The following is a 16439-nucleotide window of genomic DNA, read 5'->3' as shown; positions in this document are numbered from 1 at the left end:
GCCGAGGCGTTGACTCAACTGTAAATCGCACTCGGCGCGCATATTCTTTAAGTGATTATTAAGCTTGGCAATTATGACGCTGAGTTAGCATGTTTCCGCTGCGCCTTTTGCTGCGCATCGCCCGCTTTTCCCCGCTGGAGGAAATAGCCCAGCGCGGCGAGGATCACCGTAGACACCATCACCGTCACCGTCGCCAGCAGCGGCTGGGCAATAAACGCCGACACCAGCATGCTCGCCACAAAACACAGCCCCAACTGCAGCGTATTTTGCAGCGCGGCGGCTTTGCCGCTGCTTTCCGGGAACGGCATCAGCGCATTCGCCACCATGATCGGGTAGCCCGCGCCGTTGACCAGCGCCATCACGCAGAACGGGATCAGCAGCGTGGTGAGCGTCGGAGTGGTTACGGTCGCCACCAGATACAGCGCCACCATGCTGACACCATAAGCTACCAGCAGCCACGGCAGCAGGGTTTTGCCATTGATGCGTTTGAGCGCGGCGCGGCAGCCATAGCCCCCCAGCAGGAAAGCCAGCGTCTGCGGCACATAGCTCAGACCAATGTCGCTTGGGCCATAGCCCATATCACCGAGGATGAACGGCGAGCCGGTCAACCAGGCAAAGAAGCCGGCCGAGCAGGCGGCGTACATGGCGACGTTGCCGCTGAACACCGGGGATTTCAATAATTGCCAAAAACTGACGCTGCTTTTTGGCGCATCGGCGGCGGGTTGAGTTTTGGCGCGATCTTTGAGCAGCAACGTCGGCAGCAGCAGCAGGGCGGTGATGGCCAGCAACACGGCGAAGATCGCACGCCAGCTGGCGTGGTTAAGCAGCCAGGCGCCAAGCAGCGGCGCCAGCGCCGGCGACAGCGCGACCAGCGGCATGATGGTGGCGAATACGCGATTGGCCTGGCCTTCGCGATAGCGGTCGACCACCAGCGCTTGCCAGATGGCGGCGGCGGAACAGACGCCGACGGCCTGAATAAAGCGCAGTATCCAGAGCTGCACGGCATTTTCCACCCACAGCATGCCCAGGCAGCCGAACGCGAACAGCGTCAGGCCAATCAATAATACCGGTTTGCGGCCCAGCCGGTCGGAGAGCGGCCCCCACAGCAGCTGCGCGAAGGCGAAGCCGGCCAGAAATATGCTCAGGCTGGCGCTGACCGCGCCGGCGGAAATTTGCAGTTCCTCCCGCATGGCGCCAAAGGCGGGCAGGTACATATCGGTCGCCAGATAACCCAGCATGCTCAGGCCGGCGAGATAGAACATAAAACCAAAGGAGTTTCGCATGGTATTTCTCGTTAATATTTTAGTGTCGCAGGTTTTTAGCGCCGGCCAGTGTATCCGGCTGGATCTCTGCTTGTGAAACGGTAATATTTGCAAAGTGCTGTTAAAAAAATTGAAGGCAAAGCGATGTGGTCTGAATATTCTCTTGAAGTGGTTGACGCGGTGGCGCGCACCGGCAGTTTCAGCGCGGCGGCGCAGGAGCTGCACCGGGTGCCGTCGGCGGTGAGCTACACCGTGCGGCAGTTGGAACAATGGCTGGCGGTGCCGCTGTTTGAGCGGCGTCACCGTGATGTGGAGCTGACGCCGGCCGGCGCGTTATTTATCAAGGATGCGCGAGCTGTTATCAAAAAAATGCTCGACACACGCCGCCATTGTCAGCAGGTGGCTAACGGGTGGCGCGGTCAGCTGAATATCGCCGTGGACATCATCGTCAAACCGCAGCGCAGCCGCCAACTGGTGCTGGATTTCTACCGCCATTTCCCCGACGTTGAACTGATGTTGCAACCCGAGGTGTTTAACGGCGTGTGGGATGCGTTGGTGGACGGCAGGGCGGATATGGCGATCGGTGCCACCCGCGCGGTGCCGGTCGGCGGCGGCTTCGCCTTTCGCGACATGGGGGATATGAACTGGCTGTGCGTGGTCAGCCCGCAGCACCCGCTGGCGCAATTGGCAGGGGCGTTGAATGACGATCGGCTTAGGCCGTACCCTGCGCTTTGTCTGGAGGACACTTCGCGCAATCTGCCCAAGCGTGTCACTTGGACGCTGGATAACCAGCGGCGGCTGGTGGTGCCGGACTGGACCTCGGCGTTCGACTGTCTGTGCGCCGGGCTGTGCGTCGGTATGATGCCGGCGCATCTGGCGCTGCCGCGGGTGCAGCGCGGTGAGTTGAAGGCGTTGCAGCTGCAGCAGCCGTTTCCCGCCAGCCCGTGCTGCCTGACCTGGCAGCAGGATAAACCGTCACCGGCGATGAGCTGGCTGCTGGCGTATCTGGGCGATGGGGAGACGCTGAATCAGGAGTGGCTGAGTGAGGTGGAGCCGGAAGCTGCGCAGGCTTCCGGCGCGGGGGATTAGCGGCGGTAGTCGATGAACGGGCCGTCGGCGACCGAGCGGCGTTCGATCAGCTTCGGATGCACTTCGATCACCTGCGACTCTTCGCGCTTGCTGATGATGCGATCTAGCAGCATGGTGAAGGCCATTTCGCCCAGGCGCTCTTTCGGCTGGTGAATGGTGGTCAGCGCCGGGGTGAAGTAGCGGGCGTTGCGCACATTGTCGTAGCCGATCACGGAAATATCCTGCGGCACGCGCAGGCCCAGCTCGTCGGCGGCGCAGATGGCCCCCATCGCCATGATATCGCCGCCGCAGAATACCGCGGTCGGCCGCTGTTTTTGCGACAGGATTTGGTGCATCGCCTTATAGCCGGACTCCGGCTCGAAGTCACCCTGGACGATCCACTCTTCGCGAATGTCGATATTCGCTTCCTGCAGCGCCTTCATAAAGCCCTGGTGACGGCCACCGCCGGTGTTGCGTGACAGTTGGCCGGGAATGGCGCCGATATCGCGGTGGCCGCGCTCGATCAGGTAACGGCCGGCCAGATAGCCGCCTTCGAACGCGTTATCGATGATGGTATCGGTGAAGTCGCCGCGCGCGGCGCCCCAGTCCATCACCACCATCGGGATGTTACGGTAGTCTTCCAGCATGCCCAGCAGCTGATCCGGATACTCGGAGCACATGACCAGCAGGCCGTCGACGCGCTTTTGCGCCAGCATCGCCAGGTAGGCGCGCTGCTTGTCGAGATTATTGTGCGAGTTGCACAGGATCAGGGTGTAGCCTTTGCTGTAGCAGCTGTTTTCCACCGCCTCGATCACTTCGGCAAAGTAGGGGGCTTCGCTCGAGGTGGCCAGCAGGCCGATCGACTTGGTGTGATTGACTTTCAGGCTGCGCGCCACGGCGCTCGGCGAGTAGTGCAGCTCTTTAATGGCGGCCCACACGGCCGCTTTGGTCTCTTCGGCGACGAAACGAGTCTTATTGATGACGTGCGAAACGGTGGTGGTGGAAACGCCCGCGCGTTTGGCCACATCTTTAATCGTTGCCATGTAAGGAATGACTCCTGAACTCACATGTTTACAGCATGTAAGTGTGATGTTAATCGTTTGCCTACGTAGATCCTTCTCCAGAGAAGCGAAAACTGAGTTTTTAGTGTGTTGAAGTCTTCAGCGCTTAATCAGGAGGGGCATGAATGCCGGTACGCAGTTGTGAACTGCGAATTTTGTCGCATATTGAACAAAAGTGGAAGAGGTAATCGAGATTATAAACCGGGAAATGATAACAAGATTTTATCGGCGAACTGTGGGAAAATGATTTGACGTACTAATTGTGCGCCTTTTATCCTTAGGAAAGCCCATTTTAAAGGAGTTGTCATGGATACCGAATTGAAGATGTCGCTGTTCACTACCGTCTGCGCGCTGGCGGTCATTATCGCTTTCAGCTTCGTTGCCGCGTTGAACTGATTTACCCCCGGTTATAAAAAAGGCGCAGCCAGGCTGCGCCTCATCACCTCAGAACCTGCGCTTACGCCAGGTTTTCCGCTGCGAAGGTCCAGTTGACCAACGCCCAGAAGTTTTCCAGGTATTTTGGACGCGCATTGCGGTAATCGATGTAATACGCATGTTCCCACACGTCAACGGTCAGCAGCGGTTTGTCTTCACCGGTCAGCGGGGTGGCCGCGTTGGAGGTGTTGACGATCGCCAGCGCGCCGTCCGGTTTTTTCACCAGCCAGGTCCAGCCGGCACCGAAGTTTTTCACTGCGGCATCGGTGAACTGCTCTTTGAACGCAGCGAAAGAGCCGAAGGATTTGACGAGCGCTGCCGCCAGTTCGCCCTGCGGTTCACCGCCGCCCTGTGGTGACAGGCAGTGCCAGTAGAAGGTGTGGTTCCACACCTGCGCGGCGTTGTTGAAGACGCCGCCGTTAGAGGTCTTGATGATCTCTTCGAGCGATTTGCCCTCGAACTCGCTGCCTTTCACCAGGTTGTTCAGGTTAACCACGTAGGTGTTGTGGTGCTTGCCGTAGTGGTATTCCAGGGTCTCGGCGGAGATGTGCGGCTCGAGCGCGTTTTTCTCATACGGTAATGCAGGTAATTCAAACGACATTGCTTCCTCCTTTACAGCGCCATTCGCCTCTCGCCGGGCGAGAGTCATATGGGCCGTTTTTTATTGTGGTCATTCAATCTTAACAATTTTCATCATAAAAAACAGGAAGAAAAGCGAGAAATGCGCGTGGGGAGGTGCGATGGGCGATAGCTTGAGCAGGCGGTTGCGACCGGGGCCGCAACCGCACAGAGCAGGGAATTAACGGATAGTTTTCGGCGTTACTACGCGGCGTGCGCCGATGTAGTGGTTCTGCCAATAGTCGTTGTCGAGCTGGCTGATGCGGATCTCTTCACCGGTGCGCGGTGACTGGATGAATTTGCCGTTGCCGAGGTAGACGCCAACATGGTCCGCCACGCCGCGGTTGTTGATGCGGAAGAACACCAGATCGCCGCTTTCCAGTTCGCTTTTCTTGATCGGCGCCGCGTCGCGCAGGTGATACATCTCGTTGGCGGTGCGCGGCATTTTGATTTTCACCACGTCTTTATAGGCGTAATAGATAAGGCCGCTGCAGTCGAAGCCGGTGCGCGGCGAACTGCCGCCCCAGCGATAAGGCTTGCCCATCTGATCCATCAGCTTGGCCATCGCGGTCTGCTTGGCGTGTTGGTAGCGTTTTTTGTGCGCCGGGCTAAGTTTTAACGGCTTCTCGTCACGCACCAGTTTAGCGGTGGCCATACCGGCTTCGCGGTGGCGACCATAGCCTTTTTTATAGCCCTTCTTCGGCGGGGTGACTTTAATCTTGGCAGTTTTCTGCGCTTTGGCCTTGGGTTTTGCGCTGGCGATCTTTTTCGCGCTTTTCTCGCTTTTCGCCTTGGCGGTCTTGGTTTTTTTCGCGGGGGCCGTCACTTTGGCTTTTTTAGCGGCTTTGTCCGCTTTCTTTTTTCTGCGGTCATCGGGCCGCGCTTCATTAGCATGGCTTTTACGCTGCTCGGCGGCAACACGCGCCTGTGGCGCAGCGTGCGCCAAATTGAAGAAGAGCTGCGTAAACAGCAGCGCAAAGAGCGTAAGAATTAAACGCATGTCGACGTCACCAACCTTGGCCCCGAAGCGGATATCGAAAGAGTTACAGTATTCCCGAATTTCGCCATATAAAACAGCGAAGAACTCATAAATAATAATCCATATTGTGAGAAAACGTTAATGACATTTTTTTTGTTTCAAAATCAGCCTGTTGGTGTATAAAAAAGCGCCAGTCGGCGGTGGCGGATATAATTAAGTCGCGCCGTCATCGCGGCGCAATATATTAGTGAAATGGTCGGATTAAAAATGTTATTCTCAACGTATGTTTTGACCGGAATGACGTGGCCGGTGAAACGCGATCGGCGGCGGGCGAATATCCTTGCAAAAGATGGCGTTTTCTTGCGACTGTTCCAGCCGCTACAATAGCCCGCGTGATGCATGTTGTAGCCATGAAATGTGGCTTGAGGAAGCAATAAATGACGACGACACTTGAAAAAATTCAGCACCAGATCGCTGAAAACCCGATTCTGCTGTACATGAAAGGTTCGCCAAAGCTGCCGAGCTGTGGCTTCTCCGCGCAGGCAGTGCAAGCGCTGTCCGCCTGCGGCGAGCGTTTCGCCTACGTGGATATTCTGCAAAACCCGGACATCCGCGCCGAATTGCCAAAATACGCCAACTGGCCGACGTTCCCGCAGCTGTGGGTAGACGGTGAGCTGGTCGGCGGTTGCGATATCATCATCGAAATGTATCAGCGCGGCGAACTGCAGCAGCTGATCAAAGAAACGGCAGAAAAGTATAAAGCGCAGGAAGACCAGCAGTCTTAATCGACAGGCTTGTGGTTATCGCGTAACGGGCGGCGCCAGTGCAAACTGGGCCGCCTTTTTTGTTGGGCTTATTCAGCGAGATCGCCGGCGGGCAGCGGCCAGCCGCCGAGACGTTTCCAGCGGTTAACCAGCTCGCAAAACAGCAGGGCGGTTTGCTCGGTGTCGTACAGCGCAGAGTGCGCCTGGCTGCTGTCGAACGGCATACCGGCGGCGATGCAGGCTTTCGCCAACACCGTTTGGCCCAGCACCAGGCCGCTCAGCGCAGCGGTGTCGAAGGTGGCGAACGGATGGAACGGATTGCGCTTCAGGCCGGCACGTTCGGCCGCGGCCATCAGGAAGCTGTGATCGAAGTTGGCGTTGTGCGCCACGATAATGGCCCGGTTACATCCGCGGTCCTTGAGCCCTTTGCGCACCGCTTTGAAAATGGCGTGCAGCGCGTCGTATTCGCTGACCGCGCCGCGCAACGGGTTGTGCGGATCGATGCCGTTAAACGCCAGCGCTTCCGGCTGCAGGTTGGCGCCCTCGAAAGGCTCCACGTGGAAGTGCAGGGTCTCGTCCCGCTGCAGCCAGCCATCTTCATCCATTTTCAGCGTCACGGCGGCGATCTCCAGCAACGCATCGGTATTGGCGTTGAAGCCGGCGGTTTCAACATCTATTACTACGGGATAAAACCCACGAAAACGACCACTCAGGGCGTTAAGATCACTTTTTTCGGCCATCAGTTTCTTATCTTCATCGAATGCAGCGCGCATTATGGCAAATTTTGCGCCCGGTTGCAGGCGCTATCGCGCGGAGAATCAGCAGGGCGCCAGCGCGCCCTGAAGGGGTGGCTTAATGGCCGAGGCCCTGACCGGCGTGTTTGTTTTCGATCAGCTCAATTTTGTAGCCGTCCGGATCTTCGACGAAGGCGATCACCGTGGTGCCGCCTTTCACCGGGCCGGCTTCGCGGGTGACCTTGCCGCCTGCGCGACGGATGCTGTCGCAGGTGGCGGCAACGTCGTCTACGCCCAATGCCAGGTGGCCGAAGGCGGTGCCCATGTCGTAGCTGTCGGTGCCCCAGTTATAGGTCAGTTCGATAACCGCGCCTTCGCTCTCTTCCGTATAGCCGACGAAAGCCAGGGAGTATTTGTACTCCGGGTTTTCGCTGGTGCGCAGCAGACGCATGCCTAATACCTTGGTGTAAAAGTCGATGGCACGTTGCAGGTCACCGACGCGGATCATGGTATGGAGTAAGCGCATAATTCCTCTGAATTGACTGTGCCGTGGCAGACGGCGGGTGGATTGAAGCACAAGCGAGTATAGCCTTGTCCTACAAGGGAATTCAATGTGACGAATGAGTGACAATGTCACCTGTCGGGGTTGGAGCGGTGGTGTTTAAATATTGATCGAGCGTACCGATCGATACGAAGTAATTGATCTGCACAATCAATTATCAATTCCCCACATAACCGTGTAGAAATTGAACTGCAGCATAAACAACACCAGGGAACCCCGGCCCGCCTTGTGCGGGCCTTTTTGCGCGCGGCGCATAAAAAACGGCCATGCGATTGCGTGGCCGTTGGGGTCAGGACGGGTTACTTCGCCAGAAACGGATAGTCGGTATAGCCTTCGGCACCGCCGCCGTAGAAGGTTTCTGGCTTAGGTTCGTTCAGCGGGGCGTGCTGACGGAAACGCTCGACCAGATCCGGGTTGGCGATATAGCTGCGGCCGAAGGCCACCGCGTCGATGAAGCCTTTTTCGATTAACGCTTCGGCTTTTTCGGCGGTGTAGGCGCCAGCGCCGACGATCACCCCTTTAAAGTGGGCGCGCACCGAGTCGCGGAAGGCGTCGGAATACGGCTTGCCACCGGCCCAGTCCGGTTCGGAGATGTGCAGGTAAGCGATGTTGCGCTTATTCAGCTCTTCCACCAAATACAGCGCCGCTTCTTCCTGATCTTCACCGTTGTCCAGCCCATTGAACGGCCCAAGCGGCGAGATACGAATACCGATGTGCTCGGAACCCCATTCGGCAATGGTGGCATCGACCACTTCCAGCGTCAGGCGGGTGCGGTTCTCAATGCTGCCACCGTATTGATCGGTACGTTGGTTGGAAGCCGGTGACATGAACTGGTGCAGCAGATAGCCGTGGGCCGCATGCAGTTCGATGAAGTCGAAGCCGGCGTCACGCGCGTTGGCGGTCGCCTGGCGGAAATCGTTAACGATGCCCGGGATCTCGCTGGTTTCCAGCGCGCGCGGCGTAGAGGTCGGTACGCGTACCCAGGCGCCGGTTTCATCACGCACGGTGGTGCGGGTGTCGGCGTTGATGGCCGAAGGCGCGACCGGCGCTTGCCCGCCCGGCTGCAGGCTGGCGTGGGAGATGCGGCCTACATGCCACAGCTGTACGGCGATGTGGCCGTTTTTGTCGTGTACCGCCTGCGTGATGTGTTTCCACGCGGCGATCTGTTCCGGGGTATGCAGGCCTGGCGCACCGGCGTAGCCTTTCGCCTGGAAGGAGATCTGCGTCGCTTCGGTCACGATCAGGCCGGCGCTGGCGCGCTGCGCATAATATTCCGCCATCAGTGGCGTAGGAATATCGCCCGGTTCGATGCTGCGCAGACGCGTCAGCGGAGCCATAAACACGCGGTTGGGCAGGGTGACGGCGCCAACCTTCAGCGGAGAGAGCAATTTTTCAGTCTTCATAGTGCATCCTGTATTTAATAGACCGGTCGTCTAGTGGTGGGCGATAAAAAAACACGAACTGCATTTTCACGAAAAAAGACGGTGGTGTTACGGCTGCTGCGGCGGGCGCAGCAGCAACTCGATGCTTTCCAGCGCGCTGGTTAACGGCGCCAGCGAATGGCGGATCTTGGCGCGCAGCGAGGCGCCGAGCCACAGTGAATACAGCGTTTCTGCGGTCGCCGCGGGGCTCATGGCCACCGACAGCGAGCCCTCGGCGATACCGCGCTCGATGGCTTCCTGCAGGTGGCCGATCACGCGAGCGGTGCCCGTTTCCAGCGCATGGCGCATCGGTTCCGACAGATCGCTCACCTCGGCGGAAAGCTTCACCGCCAGGCAGGCGTTATGGCATTCGCTGCGGCAGTGATAGCTGATAGCCTGGGCGTAATAGCCGAGCAGCTGGTGGCGGGCATCGCCGCGTCTGTCGGCAAACAGCGCCTGCATCTGTGCATCATAATGCGTGAAATAGCGTTGCAGCATCGCTTCGCCGAAGGCTTCCTTCGAGCGAAAATAGTGGTAGAACGAGCCTTTCGGCACACCCGCGGTAGCCAGCAGTTCGCTCAGCCCCATGCCGGTAAAGCCCAGGCGCAGGCTGAGGGTTTCGCCGGTGGCGAGCAGATGTTCACGTGTATCCACGTTGCAATGCGTTGATTTGGTCATCATGGCGCCGAGCATAATAGACCGATTGGTCTAGGTCAATGGGAATAAAAAAACCGGCGCACAAAACGCCGGTTGTCTGCAAACTATTGTGCCCCAGTGGCACACGGAAGTTAAGCGCTACGCCGCGTTGCGGCAACGCTGCAGGATATCCAACTGGGATTGATATTCGCGGGTCTGTACGTTCAGCATGCCCAACAGGGTGTGGAACAGGTTGTCCTGCGACACGTCGTCCTTTTCCGCCAGCGTGTTCAGGCACTGGCGATCAATGCCGAAATTGCGCTGATAGTCGGCAGACATCCACATCAGGAAAGGCACGTGCGTTTGCTGACTCGGCGCGAAGACATAAGGCGTGCCGTGCAGATACATGCCGTTTTCCCCCAGCGATTCGCCGTGATCGGATAAATAGACCAGTGCGGTATTGAACCGATCGTCATACTGCCGCAGCAGCTTGATGGTGGCATCGAGCATTGCGTCGGTATACAGGATTGAGTTGTCGTAGGTGTTCACCAGCTGTTCATGACTGCAATCCTGGATCTGGTTGCTGTTGCAGGTTGGCGAAAACGTCTGGAATTCTGGTGTGCTGCGGCGGTAGTAAGCCGGGCCGTGGCTGCCCATCTGGTGCAGCACGATCACGCCGTCGTCTTTCAGGCTATTGATGTAGTCGTTCAGCTTGTACAGCAGCACGTTGTCCATGCAAACCTCACCGTCACAGTCCTGCGGCAGTTTCAGCTTGGTCATGTCCACGTGCGGCACCCGGTCGCAGGCACCTTTGCAGCCGCCGTCATTATCGCGCCACAGCACATTGACGCCGGCATGCGCCAGCACGTCGAGCATGCCTTCTTGATGCGTTGCCTGAGTCGCGTCGTACTCCTTGCGGGGCATGTTGGAGAACATGCAGGGTACGGAGATCGCCGTTTCGGTGCCGCAGGAACTGGCGTTCTTGAAGTAGACCACGTCGTCCTGCTTCAGGCGCGGGTTGGTTTCGCGCCCGTAACCTCCGAGGGAGAAGTTTTCGGCGCGGGCGGTTTCGCCCACCACCAGGATCACCAGCGTTTTCTTGGTCTGCTTGGCGATCAGCGGCCCTTTACGCGCGTCTTCACCGATCTTGACCAGCGGCAGATTGCGGGTGAAGTAACGCTGTTCGGTAAACTTGATGGTGCCGGCCACGAAGTTGGAAGGCGTCAACATCTTCACCACGCTTTTATTGTTGCGGATCAGCGAAGCGTAGTCTTTGTAGAACAGCGCGGCGACGATCAGGATCACCACCAACGACAGCATGACGTTAGCGGCGCGCAGCCCGACCATGTACCACCAGGGGCGAGTCTGGCGAATTTGGGTGAAGCAGACCGCTACCGCCGGCAGAATGCCGAGCAGCGCCAGCCACAATCCCATGCGCGGCGTCAGCAGCGCGGTCGCCTCCTGCGGGTTGGTTTCGAAGGCGTTTTGCATCATGTTGCCGTCGATCACCACACCATAGCTGAACATGAAATAGTTGGCTGCGGCGCTGCCGAGCAAGAAAAAGATGATCAACGGCTTACGCAGGTAGGGCACGGTCAACACGCTGAAGATAATATTCAGCGCACAGAAGATCACCACCGGCATGCTCGCCGCGAAAATCACGCTGTGGACGCTATCGAAGGTGATATACGACCAGGCGCGATGCAGGAATAACGCGTTTTGAAATAGAGTGAAGAACAGGGCGGTGGCGAGGGTAAAACCGAGGCTGTTGCACTGTAAGCGTTGACGTAACCACATTGCCAATGTCGGGATCCTGAAAGTAGATAATGTCGTGAAATCTACCGGATGAAACTTAAGAAAACCTTAGAAATTCAGAATACTGGCGACGGAGAATACGTGAAAACCGCCAGGCCTTATGGCCTGGCGGTGGGGCAGTTTAGTAGGCGGCGGTGAATTGCGCGCGAATAAATTGAGGTTTTTCAATCTCATCAACGATAGCGACCGCCAGATCTTCCACCGAAATGCTGGCCGGCGCGTCGCCGTTCATCAGCAGTTGCGTGGTGCCGAGGCGGAACTGGCCGGTGCGTTTGCCCGGCTCCAGCAGGGCGGCCGGCGAGAGATAGGTCCAGTCGAGTGCTGATTCGTTGCGCAGTTTATTGCGCAGATCGCGCACCGCCTGCGCGCCGGGGCGGATATTTTCCGGGAACTGCGGCGTATCCACCAGTTCAACGCCCGGCGCCACTTCCAGGCTGCCTGCGCCGCCCACCACCAACAGGCGCTTGACGCCTGCCTGCCCGACAGCGGTAAGGATCTGCTGGGCGCCGCGCGTAGTCTTCTCATACAGGTTGTCTTCGCCCCAGCCGGGATTGTAGGCGCTGATCACCGCATCCTGACCGTGCAACTGCCCCGCCAGCCAGGCGGTGTCGGCGACGTCGCCCAGTGCGATGGTCAGATTGGCGTGCTCCGGCAAATCTTTTTTCTGGCGGGCGATTGCCGTTACCTGAATACCGCGAGCCAGCGCTTCATCTACCACGCGGCGGCCAACAAAACCGGTTGCTCCAATAATGGCTACTTTCATCTGTATGCTCCTTCGGGGATAGGTTCAGTATCGTAAGGCAGGCCGATGTGCCTGCTGCGTGGTGTCTACTCTAGTCCTTAACAATAGCCGTGATTAGTGCCATATTCATGCTTTCTTGATTAAGTAAAACTTCATAATCGTGGATAAACTCAATCGAATGGCGGTATTCGCCACCGTGGTGGCGGAGGGATCGCTGGCCGGCGCGGCGCGGCGTCTGGGCATGACGCCTTCGGCGGTCAGTCAGCATATGCGCTCGCTGGAGAAGGCGCTCGGGGTGCCATTGCTGCATCGTTCCACCCGCCGTCTGGCGCTGACCGAGGCGGGAGCCGCGTTCTATCCCGGCTGCGAGGCGATGCTGCAACAGGCGAAGCAGGCGGAGCAGCGGCTGGCGGAGCTGCGGGATACGCTGGTGGGCGAGCTGCGCATCGCCACCCCGGTCGGCATCGGCGGCCGTTCGTTGGCGGAGGCATTGTCGCCGCTGCTGCAGGCGCACCCCAAGCTGACGCTGCGGGTGCTGGCGGACGATCGCATCGTCGACATGATAGAACAGCGGGTCGACATCGCGCTGCGGGCCAACCGTCAACTGGCGGACGCCAATATGATCGCGCATCCGCTGACGGCGTGGCCGATGGTGCTGTGCGCCGCGCCGCGTTATCTCAGCCAGCATGGGGTGCCGGAAAAACCGCAGGATTTGGTGCAGCACCGCTGGATCTCCAGCGGCTACAGCGGGGCCCATCTGGACTTGCTGCATCAGTCCGGCCAGCAGGTTAAGCTGCGGCTGGCGGAAGGGCAGATCGTCAGTGAGAGCATGAACGTAATGCGCGCCTTTACCCGTGCCGGGCTGGGCATTTCCGTTCAGCCGCTGTATGAAATTGGCGATGAGCTGCAGCGCGGCGAGCTGTTGCTGCTGTTGCCGGAGTGGCGGCCGGCGCCGCTGCGGCTGAACGCGCTGACGCTCGAACGCACTATGCCGGAGAAAAGCCGCCAGGCGCTGCGCTATTTGCGCGACTATTTTCGCCGCAATGGCGAAAAGGGACTTGCCAGCGGCGGCGATGGCGTCTTCAATTAGCAAGAGAACGCAGGAGGAGCCCCGTGGCGCAGCAGCTTGAGTTTTTCGACATTCCCAGCCCGTGTCGCGGCATTTGCCAGGCTGACGATCGCGGATTCTGCCGTGGCTGCCTACGCAGCCGCGAGGAGCGTTTCGGCTGGATGAACATGAGCGACGCGCAAAAGCGCGAGGTGCTGCGCCTGTGCCGTCAACGCTTCCTGCGGCTGCAGCGTGCCAATAAAGCGCCTGACGAGCCGCTGCCTGAGCAGCCGTCGCTGTTTTAACCTTTCCTGATCTGCCGCACGTTCGTGTGGCTTACCGCTTCCCTGTGCCTCACCGGCTTGTGTATGCTGACTGACAACTAATGTCATGAGGTTTTCGCAATGGTAGAACGTATTCGTCTCGCGCCGCAGGGGCCTGAATTTTCCCGCATGATTTGCGGTTACTGGCGGTTGATGGAGTGGGGCATGTCGCCGCAGCAGCTGCTGACGTTCATCGAACAGCATGTCGAACTGGGCGTCACCACCGCCGATCACGCCGATATCTACGGTGGCTATGCCTGCGAACAGGCGTTCGGTGATGCGCTGCGCCTGAAGCCGGCGCTGCGCCAGTCGCTGGAATTGGTGACCAAGTGCGGCATCGCCACCACCGCCAAGCCCGGCAACCCGATCGGCCACTACATCACCGACCGCGATCATATCGTACAGAGCGCGGAACAGTCGCTGCGCCATCTGCATACCGACTACCTGGACCTGTTGCTGATCCACCGCCCGGATCCGTTGATGGACGCTGACGACGTGGCCGAAGCCTTTGTCGCGCTGCACAAAAGCGGCAAGGTGCGCCATTTTGGCGTCTCCAACTTTACGCCTGCGCAGTTCCAACTGCTGCAGTCGCGCCTGCCGTTCTCGCTGGTCACCAATCAGGTGGAGATCTCGCCGATTCACCAACCGGCGATCCTGGACGGCACGCTCGACCAGTGCCAGCAGCTGCGCATCAAGCCGATGGCCTGGTCCTGCCTGGGCGGCGGCCGCTTGTTCAACGATGCTGAGTTCCAGCCGCTGCGCGACGAGCTGCAGCGGGTGGCGCAAGAGATCGGCGCCGAGACCATCGAGCAGGTGGTGTACGCCTGGGTGATGCGCCTGCCGTCTTCGCCGCTGCCGATTATCGGCTCCGGCAAGATTGAGCGGGTGCGCTCGGCGCTGAAGGCGCAGAAACTGGTGTTGAACCGCCAGCAGTGGTTCCGCATTCGCAAGGCGGCGCTGGGGTATGACGTGCCCTAAGGCGGAGCAGAAAGAGGAAAGCCGGGCGGCGAAAGCGCCCGGCTTTTTTTTATGCTGATCCTTAGGCCAACACCACCTGATCGGTATTGAAGTGATCGAGCGAGACGCCGATCAGCGTGACCTGGCTGTGCCCGAAGGCCAGCACCAGATCGTCGTTTTGCTGCGTGGCGTAGTCGCGAATATTCCCGCTGGCGCCTTCGGTACCGATAAACACCAGTTTATCGGTGGCGTTGAAGCCATACAGCTGGTCGCGGCCAAAATCCCCGCTGAACAGGAAGGTATTGCCGTTGCCGACGCCCTTCAGGATGTCATCGCCGCTGCCGCCGACGAAGGTCAGGTTGCCGCCGGCGTGGCCGATCAGCGTGTCGTTGCCGGCGTTGCCGAACAGCCAGGCGTCGTGGCCGCGAGCCTGCAGGAGATCATCGCCGTCGCCGCCGGTGGTAGTGGCGGCATAGGCTTTGAGGCCCGCATCCGATTTCAATCCGGCCGCTGTCACCTGGTGATCCACCTCTTTGCTGAAAATCAGCCAGGAGGTTTCTTTGCTGCGCAGGGTGCTGATGTCGTCCGCCAGCGTAATGCCGCCCTTGGCATCGCGCAGGTAAAGCGTGTTGCCGTCGTAGGCGATCTCGGTGTTTTTCAACGCCTGCTGGGTATCGAAGATATTGTGGCCTTTGCCGCCGGCGATCAGGTTATAGCCGCCGGCGTCGCGGAAGATATCGTCACCGTCGCGGCCCTCGAGATAGTCGTTGCCTTTGCCGCCCTTGATCAAATCATTGCCGTCGCTGCCGATGATAAACGTCGGCCCACTGTGCGTTTCCGCGTTGCGGTTCAGGTCTTCCACCCAGGTATTGCCGCGCGTCACGTTCGACAGGTTGGAGACGATGATGGTCGAGTCCTTGTCGGTCAGCGAATAAAACTCGGAGTTCAGCACCCGCATCAGGCCATCCTGATAAAAGAACGGCAGGTGCGACAGCCAGGTCGGAATGTTGAGAATGGAAAATGGCAGCAGGTTCCAGGCGTCCGACGCGTAGTGGTCGTTGAAGTTGACGATATTGTTGGTGGCGGAGGCGTGCGGCGCATCGTGTACGCCCAGTGACGGCAGGGTCAGTGAGGTGCCGTCGAGCGCGCGGAACACCGGGTCGTTCTCGTAGCCGATGTTGATCACCTTACCGCCGGCTTCGTACTGGGTCGGCGAGGCGAAGGCGACATAGTTGGACTGCGCGTAGAAGCCGCCCCAGTTGGCGTCGCTCTGCGCCGCCATGCTATTGACCGCCAGCCCGCCGAGGCTGTGGCCGCTGACCACCACGTCTTCACCGCTCAGCCCGTGGGCCTTAGCGAATTTCGCCACGTCGCCCAGCAAATTGCCGAAGGCCTTCAGCGTATAGCCGTCGGCATAGCCTTTCGGCCCGAACCCGGCCAGCAGATCGTTAATCACATCGCCGATGGTATCGCCGATCAACGACTCGCGCGGGCCGCTGGTGCCGCGAAATGAGATGCCAATGGCGGTGAGATTGCCTTCGCTGTCATATTTGCCCAGTACTTCGGCCTGCGCGGTGGTGTAACCGGCTGTCTCGCCGTAGTAGGTGCCGCGCGCATCGGTTTTGCCGGCGTAACCGAGCTGCGCGGCGCTGATCACCGACCAGCCGGCATTGTTTACCGCCTCCTGCGCGGCCTGTTCGGAGTCGGGATTCCAAGGGAGGCCAGGCAGGCCACCCTGCGACTGGGTACTGCCGATCAGCGCAGTGACCAGCGTCAGCGGCAGACCGAGGCCGAAACCGGTCTGGTGATAGCCTTCATCGAAGCCGTTATCGATATTATGGTAAGCGTAGGTAGAGATGGCCAAGGCGTCGGAAAACAGCGCCTTCGACGCATTTTCGTCCAGATCCTTATAGCTAAAGATGCCCATATCAGTTCCTTATGAAGTATGCCGCCTGGCCGGGGAGTGAACTCTCATGCGTCGGCGGTGGAAACAGGGAAACAACGTTAGCCGAAC

The 16439-nt window shown here is 59.0% G+C and carries 17 protein-coding genes; 6 read left to right on the top strand and 11 right to left on the bottom strand.

Going from position 1 to position 16439, the window contains the following annotated elements; translation table 11 throughout:
- Nucleotides 1-71 precede the first annotated feature (71 nt).
- Nucleotides 72-1283 (bottom strand): purine nucleoside transporter PunC, encoded by a 1212-nt coding sequence (gene punC, locus ACJ8J5_RS12110; protein ID WP_049204292.1) that lies wholly within the window; start codon nucleotides 1281-1283, stop codon nucleotides 72-74.
- 123 nt (nucleotides 1284-1406) lie between these two features.
- Here punC and punR point away from each other — a divergent pair, with 123 nt between their 5' ends.
- On the top strand, nucleotides 1407-2351 hold the full coding sequence (gene punR, locus ACJ8J5_RS12105; RefSeq protein WP_025302655.1) for a DNA-binding transcriptional activator PunR: 945 nt from the start codon (nucleotides 1407-1409) through the stop codon (nucleotides 2349-2351).
- On the opposite strand, the gene purR is transcribed toward punR, so the two are convergent.
- A complete protein-coding gene (purR, locus tag ACJ8J5_RS12100) occupies nucleotides 2348-3373 on the bottom strand; it encodes an HTH-type transcriptional repressor PurR (protein ID WP_025302656.1) in 1026 nt (341 codons plus the stop codon). The genes punR and purR overlap by 4 nt on opposite strands.
- 324 nt (nucleotides 3374-3697) lie before the next feature.
- Between purR and cydH the strand changes: the two genes are divergently transcribed.
- Nucleotides 3698-3787 carry a cytochrome bd-I oxidase subunit CydH gene (cydH, locus tag ACJ8J5_RS12095; RefSeq protein ID WP_019455989.1) on the top strand — a complete coding sequence of 30 codons (90 nt, stop codon included), beginning with the start codon at nucleotides 3698-3700 and terminating at the stop codon, nucleotides 3785-3787.
- A gap of 61 nt (nucleotides 3788-3848) precedes the next feature.
- Here cydH and sodB read toward each other — a convergent pair whose 3' ends face one another.
- Together sodB and ACJ8J5_RS12085 are read right to left on the bottom strand one after the other, a co-directional pair.
- The gene (gene sodB, locus ACJ8J5_RS12090) at nucleotides 3849-4427 is read right to left on the bottom strand and encodes a superoxide dismutase [Fe] (RefSeq protein ID WP_241169096.1); all 579 of its coding nucleotides are present in this window, start codon (nucleotides 4425-4427) and stop codon (nucleotides 3849-3851) included.
- 198 nt (nucleotides 4428-4625) lie between these two features.
- Nucleotides 4626-5444, bottom strand: a complete 819-nt coding sequence (locus tag ACJ8J5_RS12085) for a C40 family peptidase (RefSeq protein WP_043141154.1) — start codon at nucleotides 5442-5444, stop codon at nucleotides 4626-4628.
- 416 nt (nucleotides 5445-5860) lie between these two features.
- Here ACJ8J5_RS12085 and ACJ8J5_RS12080 point away from each other — a divergent pair, with 416 nt between their 5' ends.
- A complete protein-coding gene (locus tag ACJ8J5_RS12080; RefSeq protein ID WP_004931329.1) occupies nucleotides 5861-6208 on the top strand; it encodes a Grx4 family monothiol glutaredoxin in 348 nt (115 codons plus the stop codon).
- Nucleotides 6209-6276: 68 nt separating this feature from the next.
- Here ACJ8J5_RS12080 and rnt read toward each other — a convergent pair whose 3' ends face one another.
- The 6 genes from rnt to ACJ8J5_RS12050 form a co-directional block, all read right to left on the bottom strand.
- On the bottom strand, nucleotides 6277-6960 hold the full coding sequence (gene rnt, locus ACJ8J5_RS12075) for a ribonuclease T (protein ID WP_016927925.1): 684 nt from the start codon (nucleotides 6958-6960) through the stop codon (nucleotides 6277-6279).
- A 79-nt stretch (nucleotides 6961-7039) separates the two neighbouring features.
- The gene (gene gloA, locus ACJ8J5_RS12070) at nucleotides 7040-7447 is read right to left on the bottom strand and encodes a lactoylglutathione lyase (protein ID WP_004931325.1); all 408 of its coding nucleotides are present in this window, start codon (nucleotides 7445-7447) and stop codon (nucleotides 7040-7042) included.
- Between the two features lie 335 nt (nucleotides 7448-7782).
- Nucleotides 7783-8886 carry an alkene reductase gene (locus tag ACJ8J5_RS12065; RefSeq protein ID WP_025302658.1) on the bottom strand — a complete coding sequence of 368 codons (1104 nt, stop codon included), beginning with the start codon at nucleotides 8884-8886 and terminating at the stop codon, nucleotides 7783-7785.
- Nucleotides 8887-8973: 87 nt separating this feature from the next.
- On the bottom strand, nucleotides 8974-9597 hold the full coding sequence (locus tag ACJ8J5_RS12060) for a TetR/AcrR family transcriptional regulator (RefSeq protein WP_394853078.1): 624 nt from the start codon (nucleotides 9595-9597) through the stop codon (nucleotides 8974-8976).
- A 102-nt stretch (nucleotides 9598-9699) separates the two neighbouring features.
- The gene (gene eptA, locus ACJ8J5_RS12055) at nucleotides 9700-11337 is read right to left on the bottom strand and encodes a phosphoethanolamine transferase EptA (RefSeq protein WP_049209378.1); all 1638 of its coding nucleotides are present in this window, start codon (nucleotides 11335-11337) and stop codon (nucleotides 9700-9702) included.
- 139 nt (nucleotides 11338-11476) lie between these two features.
- Nucleotides 11477-12118 carry an NAD(P)-dependent oxidoreductase gene (locus tag ACJ8J5_RS12050; protein ID WP_025302661.1) on the bottom strand — a complete coding sequence of 214 codons (642 nt, stop codon included), beginning with the start codon at nucleotides 12116-12118 and terminating at the stop codon, nucleotides 11477-11479.
- Nucleotides 12119-12257: 139 nt separating this feature from the next.
- On the opposite strand from ACJ8J5_RS12050, the gene ACJ8J5_RS12045 reads away from it, so the two are divergent.
- The 3 genes from ACJ8J5_RS12045 to ACJ8J5_RS12035 all read left to right on the top strand — a co-directional run bounded on the left by ACJ8J5_RS12045 (nucleotide 12258) and on the right by ACJ8J5_RS12035 (nucleotide 14446).
- Entirely contained in the window at nucleotides 12258-13187 is a 930-nt protein-coding gene (locus ACJ8J5_RS12045) for a LysR substrate-binding domain-containing protein (protein WP_025302662.1), read from the top strand.
- 23 nt (nucleotides 13188-13210) lie between these two features.
- Nucleotides 13211-13450, top strand: a complete 240-nt coding sequence (locus ACJ8J5_RS12040) for a DUF1289 domain-containing protein (protein ID WP_015377731.1) — start codon at nucleotides 13211-13213, stop codon at nucleotides 13448-13450.
- A gap of 99 nt (nucleotides 13451-13549) precedes the next feature.
- On the top strand, nucleotides 13550-14446 hold the full coding sequence (locus ACJ8J5_RS12035) for an aldo/keto reductase (protein WP_025302663.1): 897 nt from the start codon (nucleotides 13550-13552) through the stop codon (nucleotides 14444-14446).
- 61 nt (nucleotides 14447-14507) lie between these two features.
- Here ACJ8J5_RS12035 and ACJ8J5_RS12030 read toward each other — a convergent pair whose 3' ends face one another.
- The gene (locus tag ACJ8J5_RS12030) at nucleotides 14508-16352 is read right to left on the bottom strand and encodes a polyurethane esterase (protein ID WP_404758622.1); all 1845 of its coding nucleotides are present in this window, start codon (nucleotides 16350-16352) and stop codon (nucleotides 14508-14510) included.
- Nucleotides 16353-16439: the final 87 nt, after the last annotated feature.

The sequence above is a fragment of the Serratia sp. CY43202 genome, from assembly GCF_052168755.1.
GTDB classification, from domain to species: domain Bacteria; phylum Pseudomonadota; class Gammaproteobacteria; order Enterobacterales; family Enterobacteriaceae; genus Serratia; species Serratia bockelmannii.
Note: the sequence above shows the minus strand (reverse complement) of the source record. Positions and strands in the feature narration are given on the sequence as shown.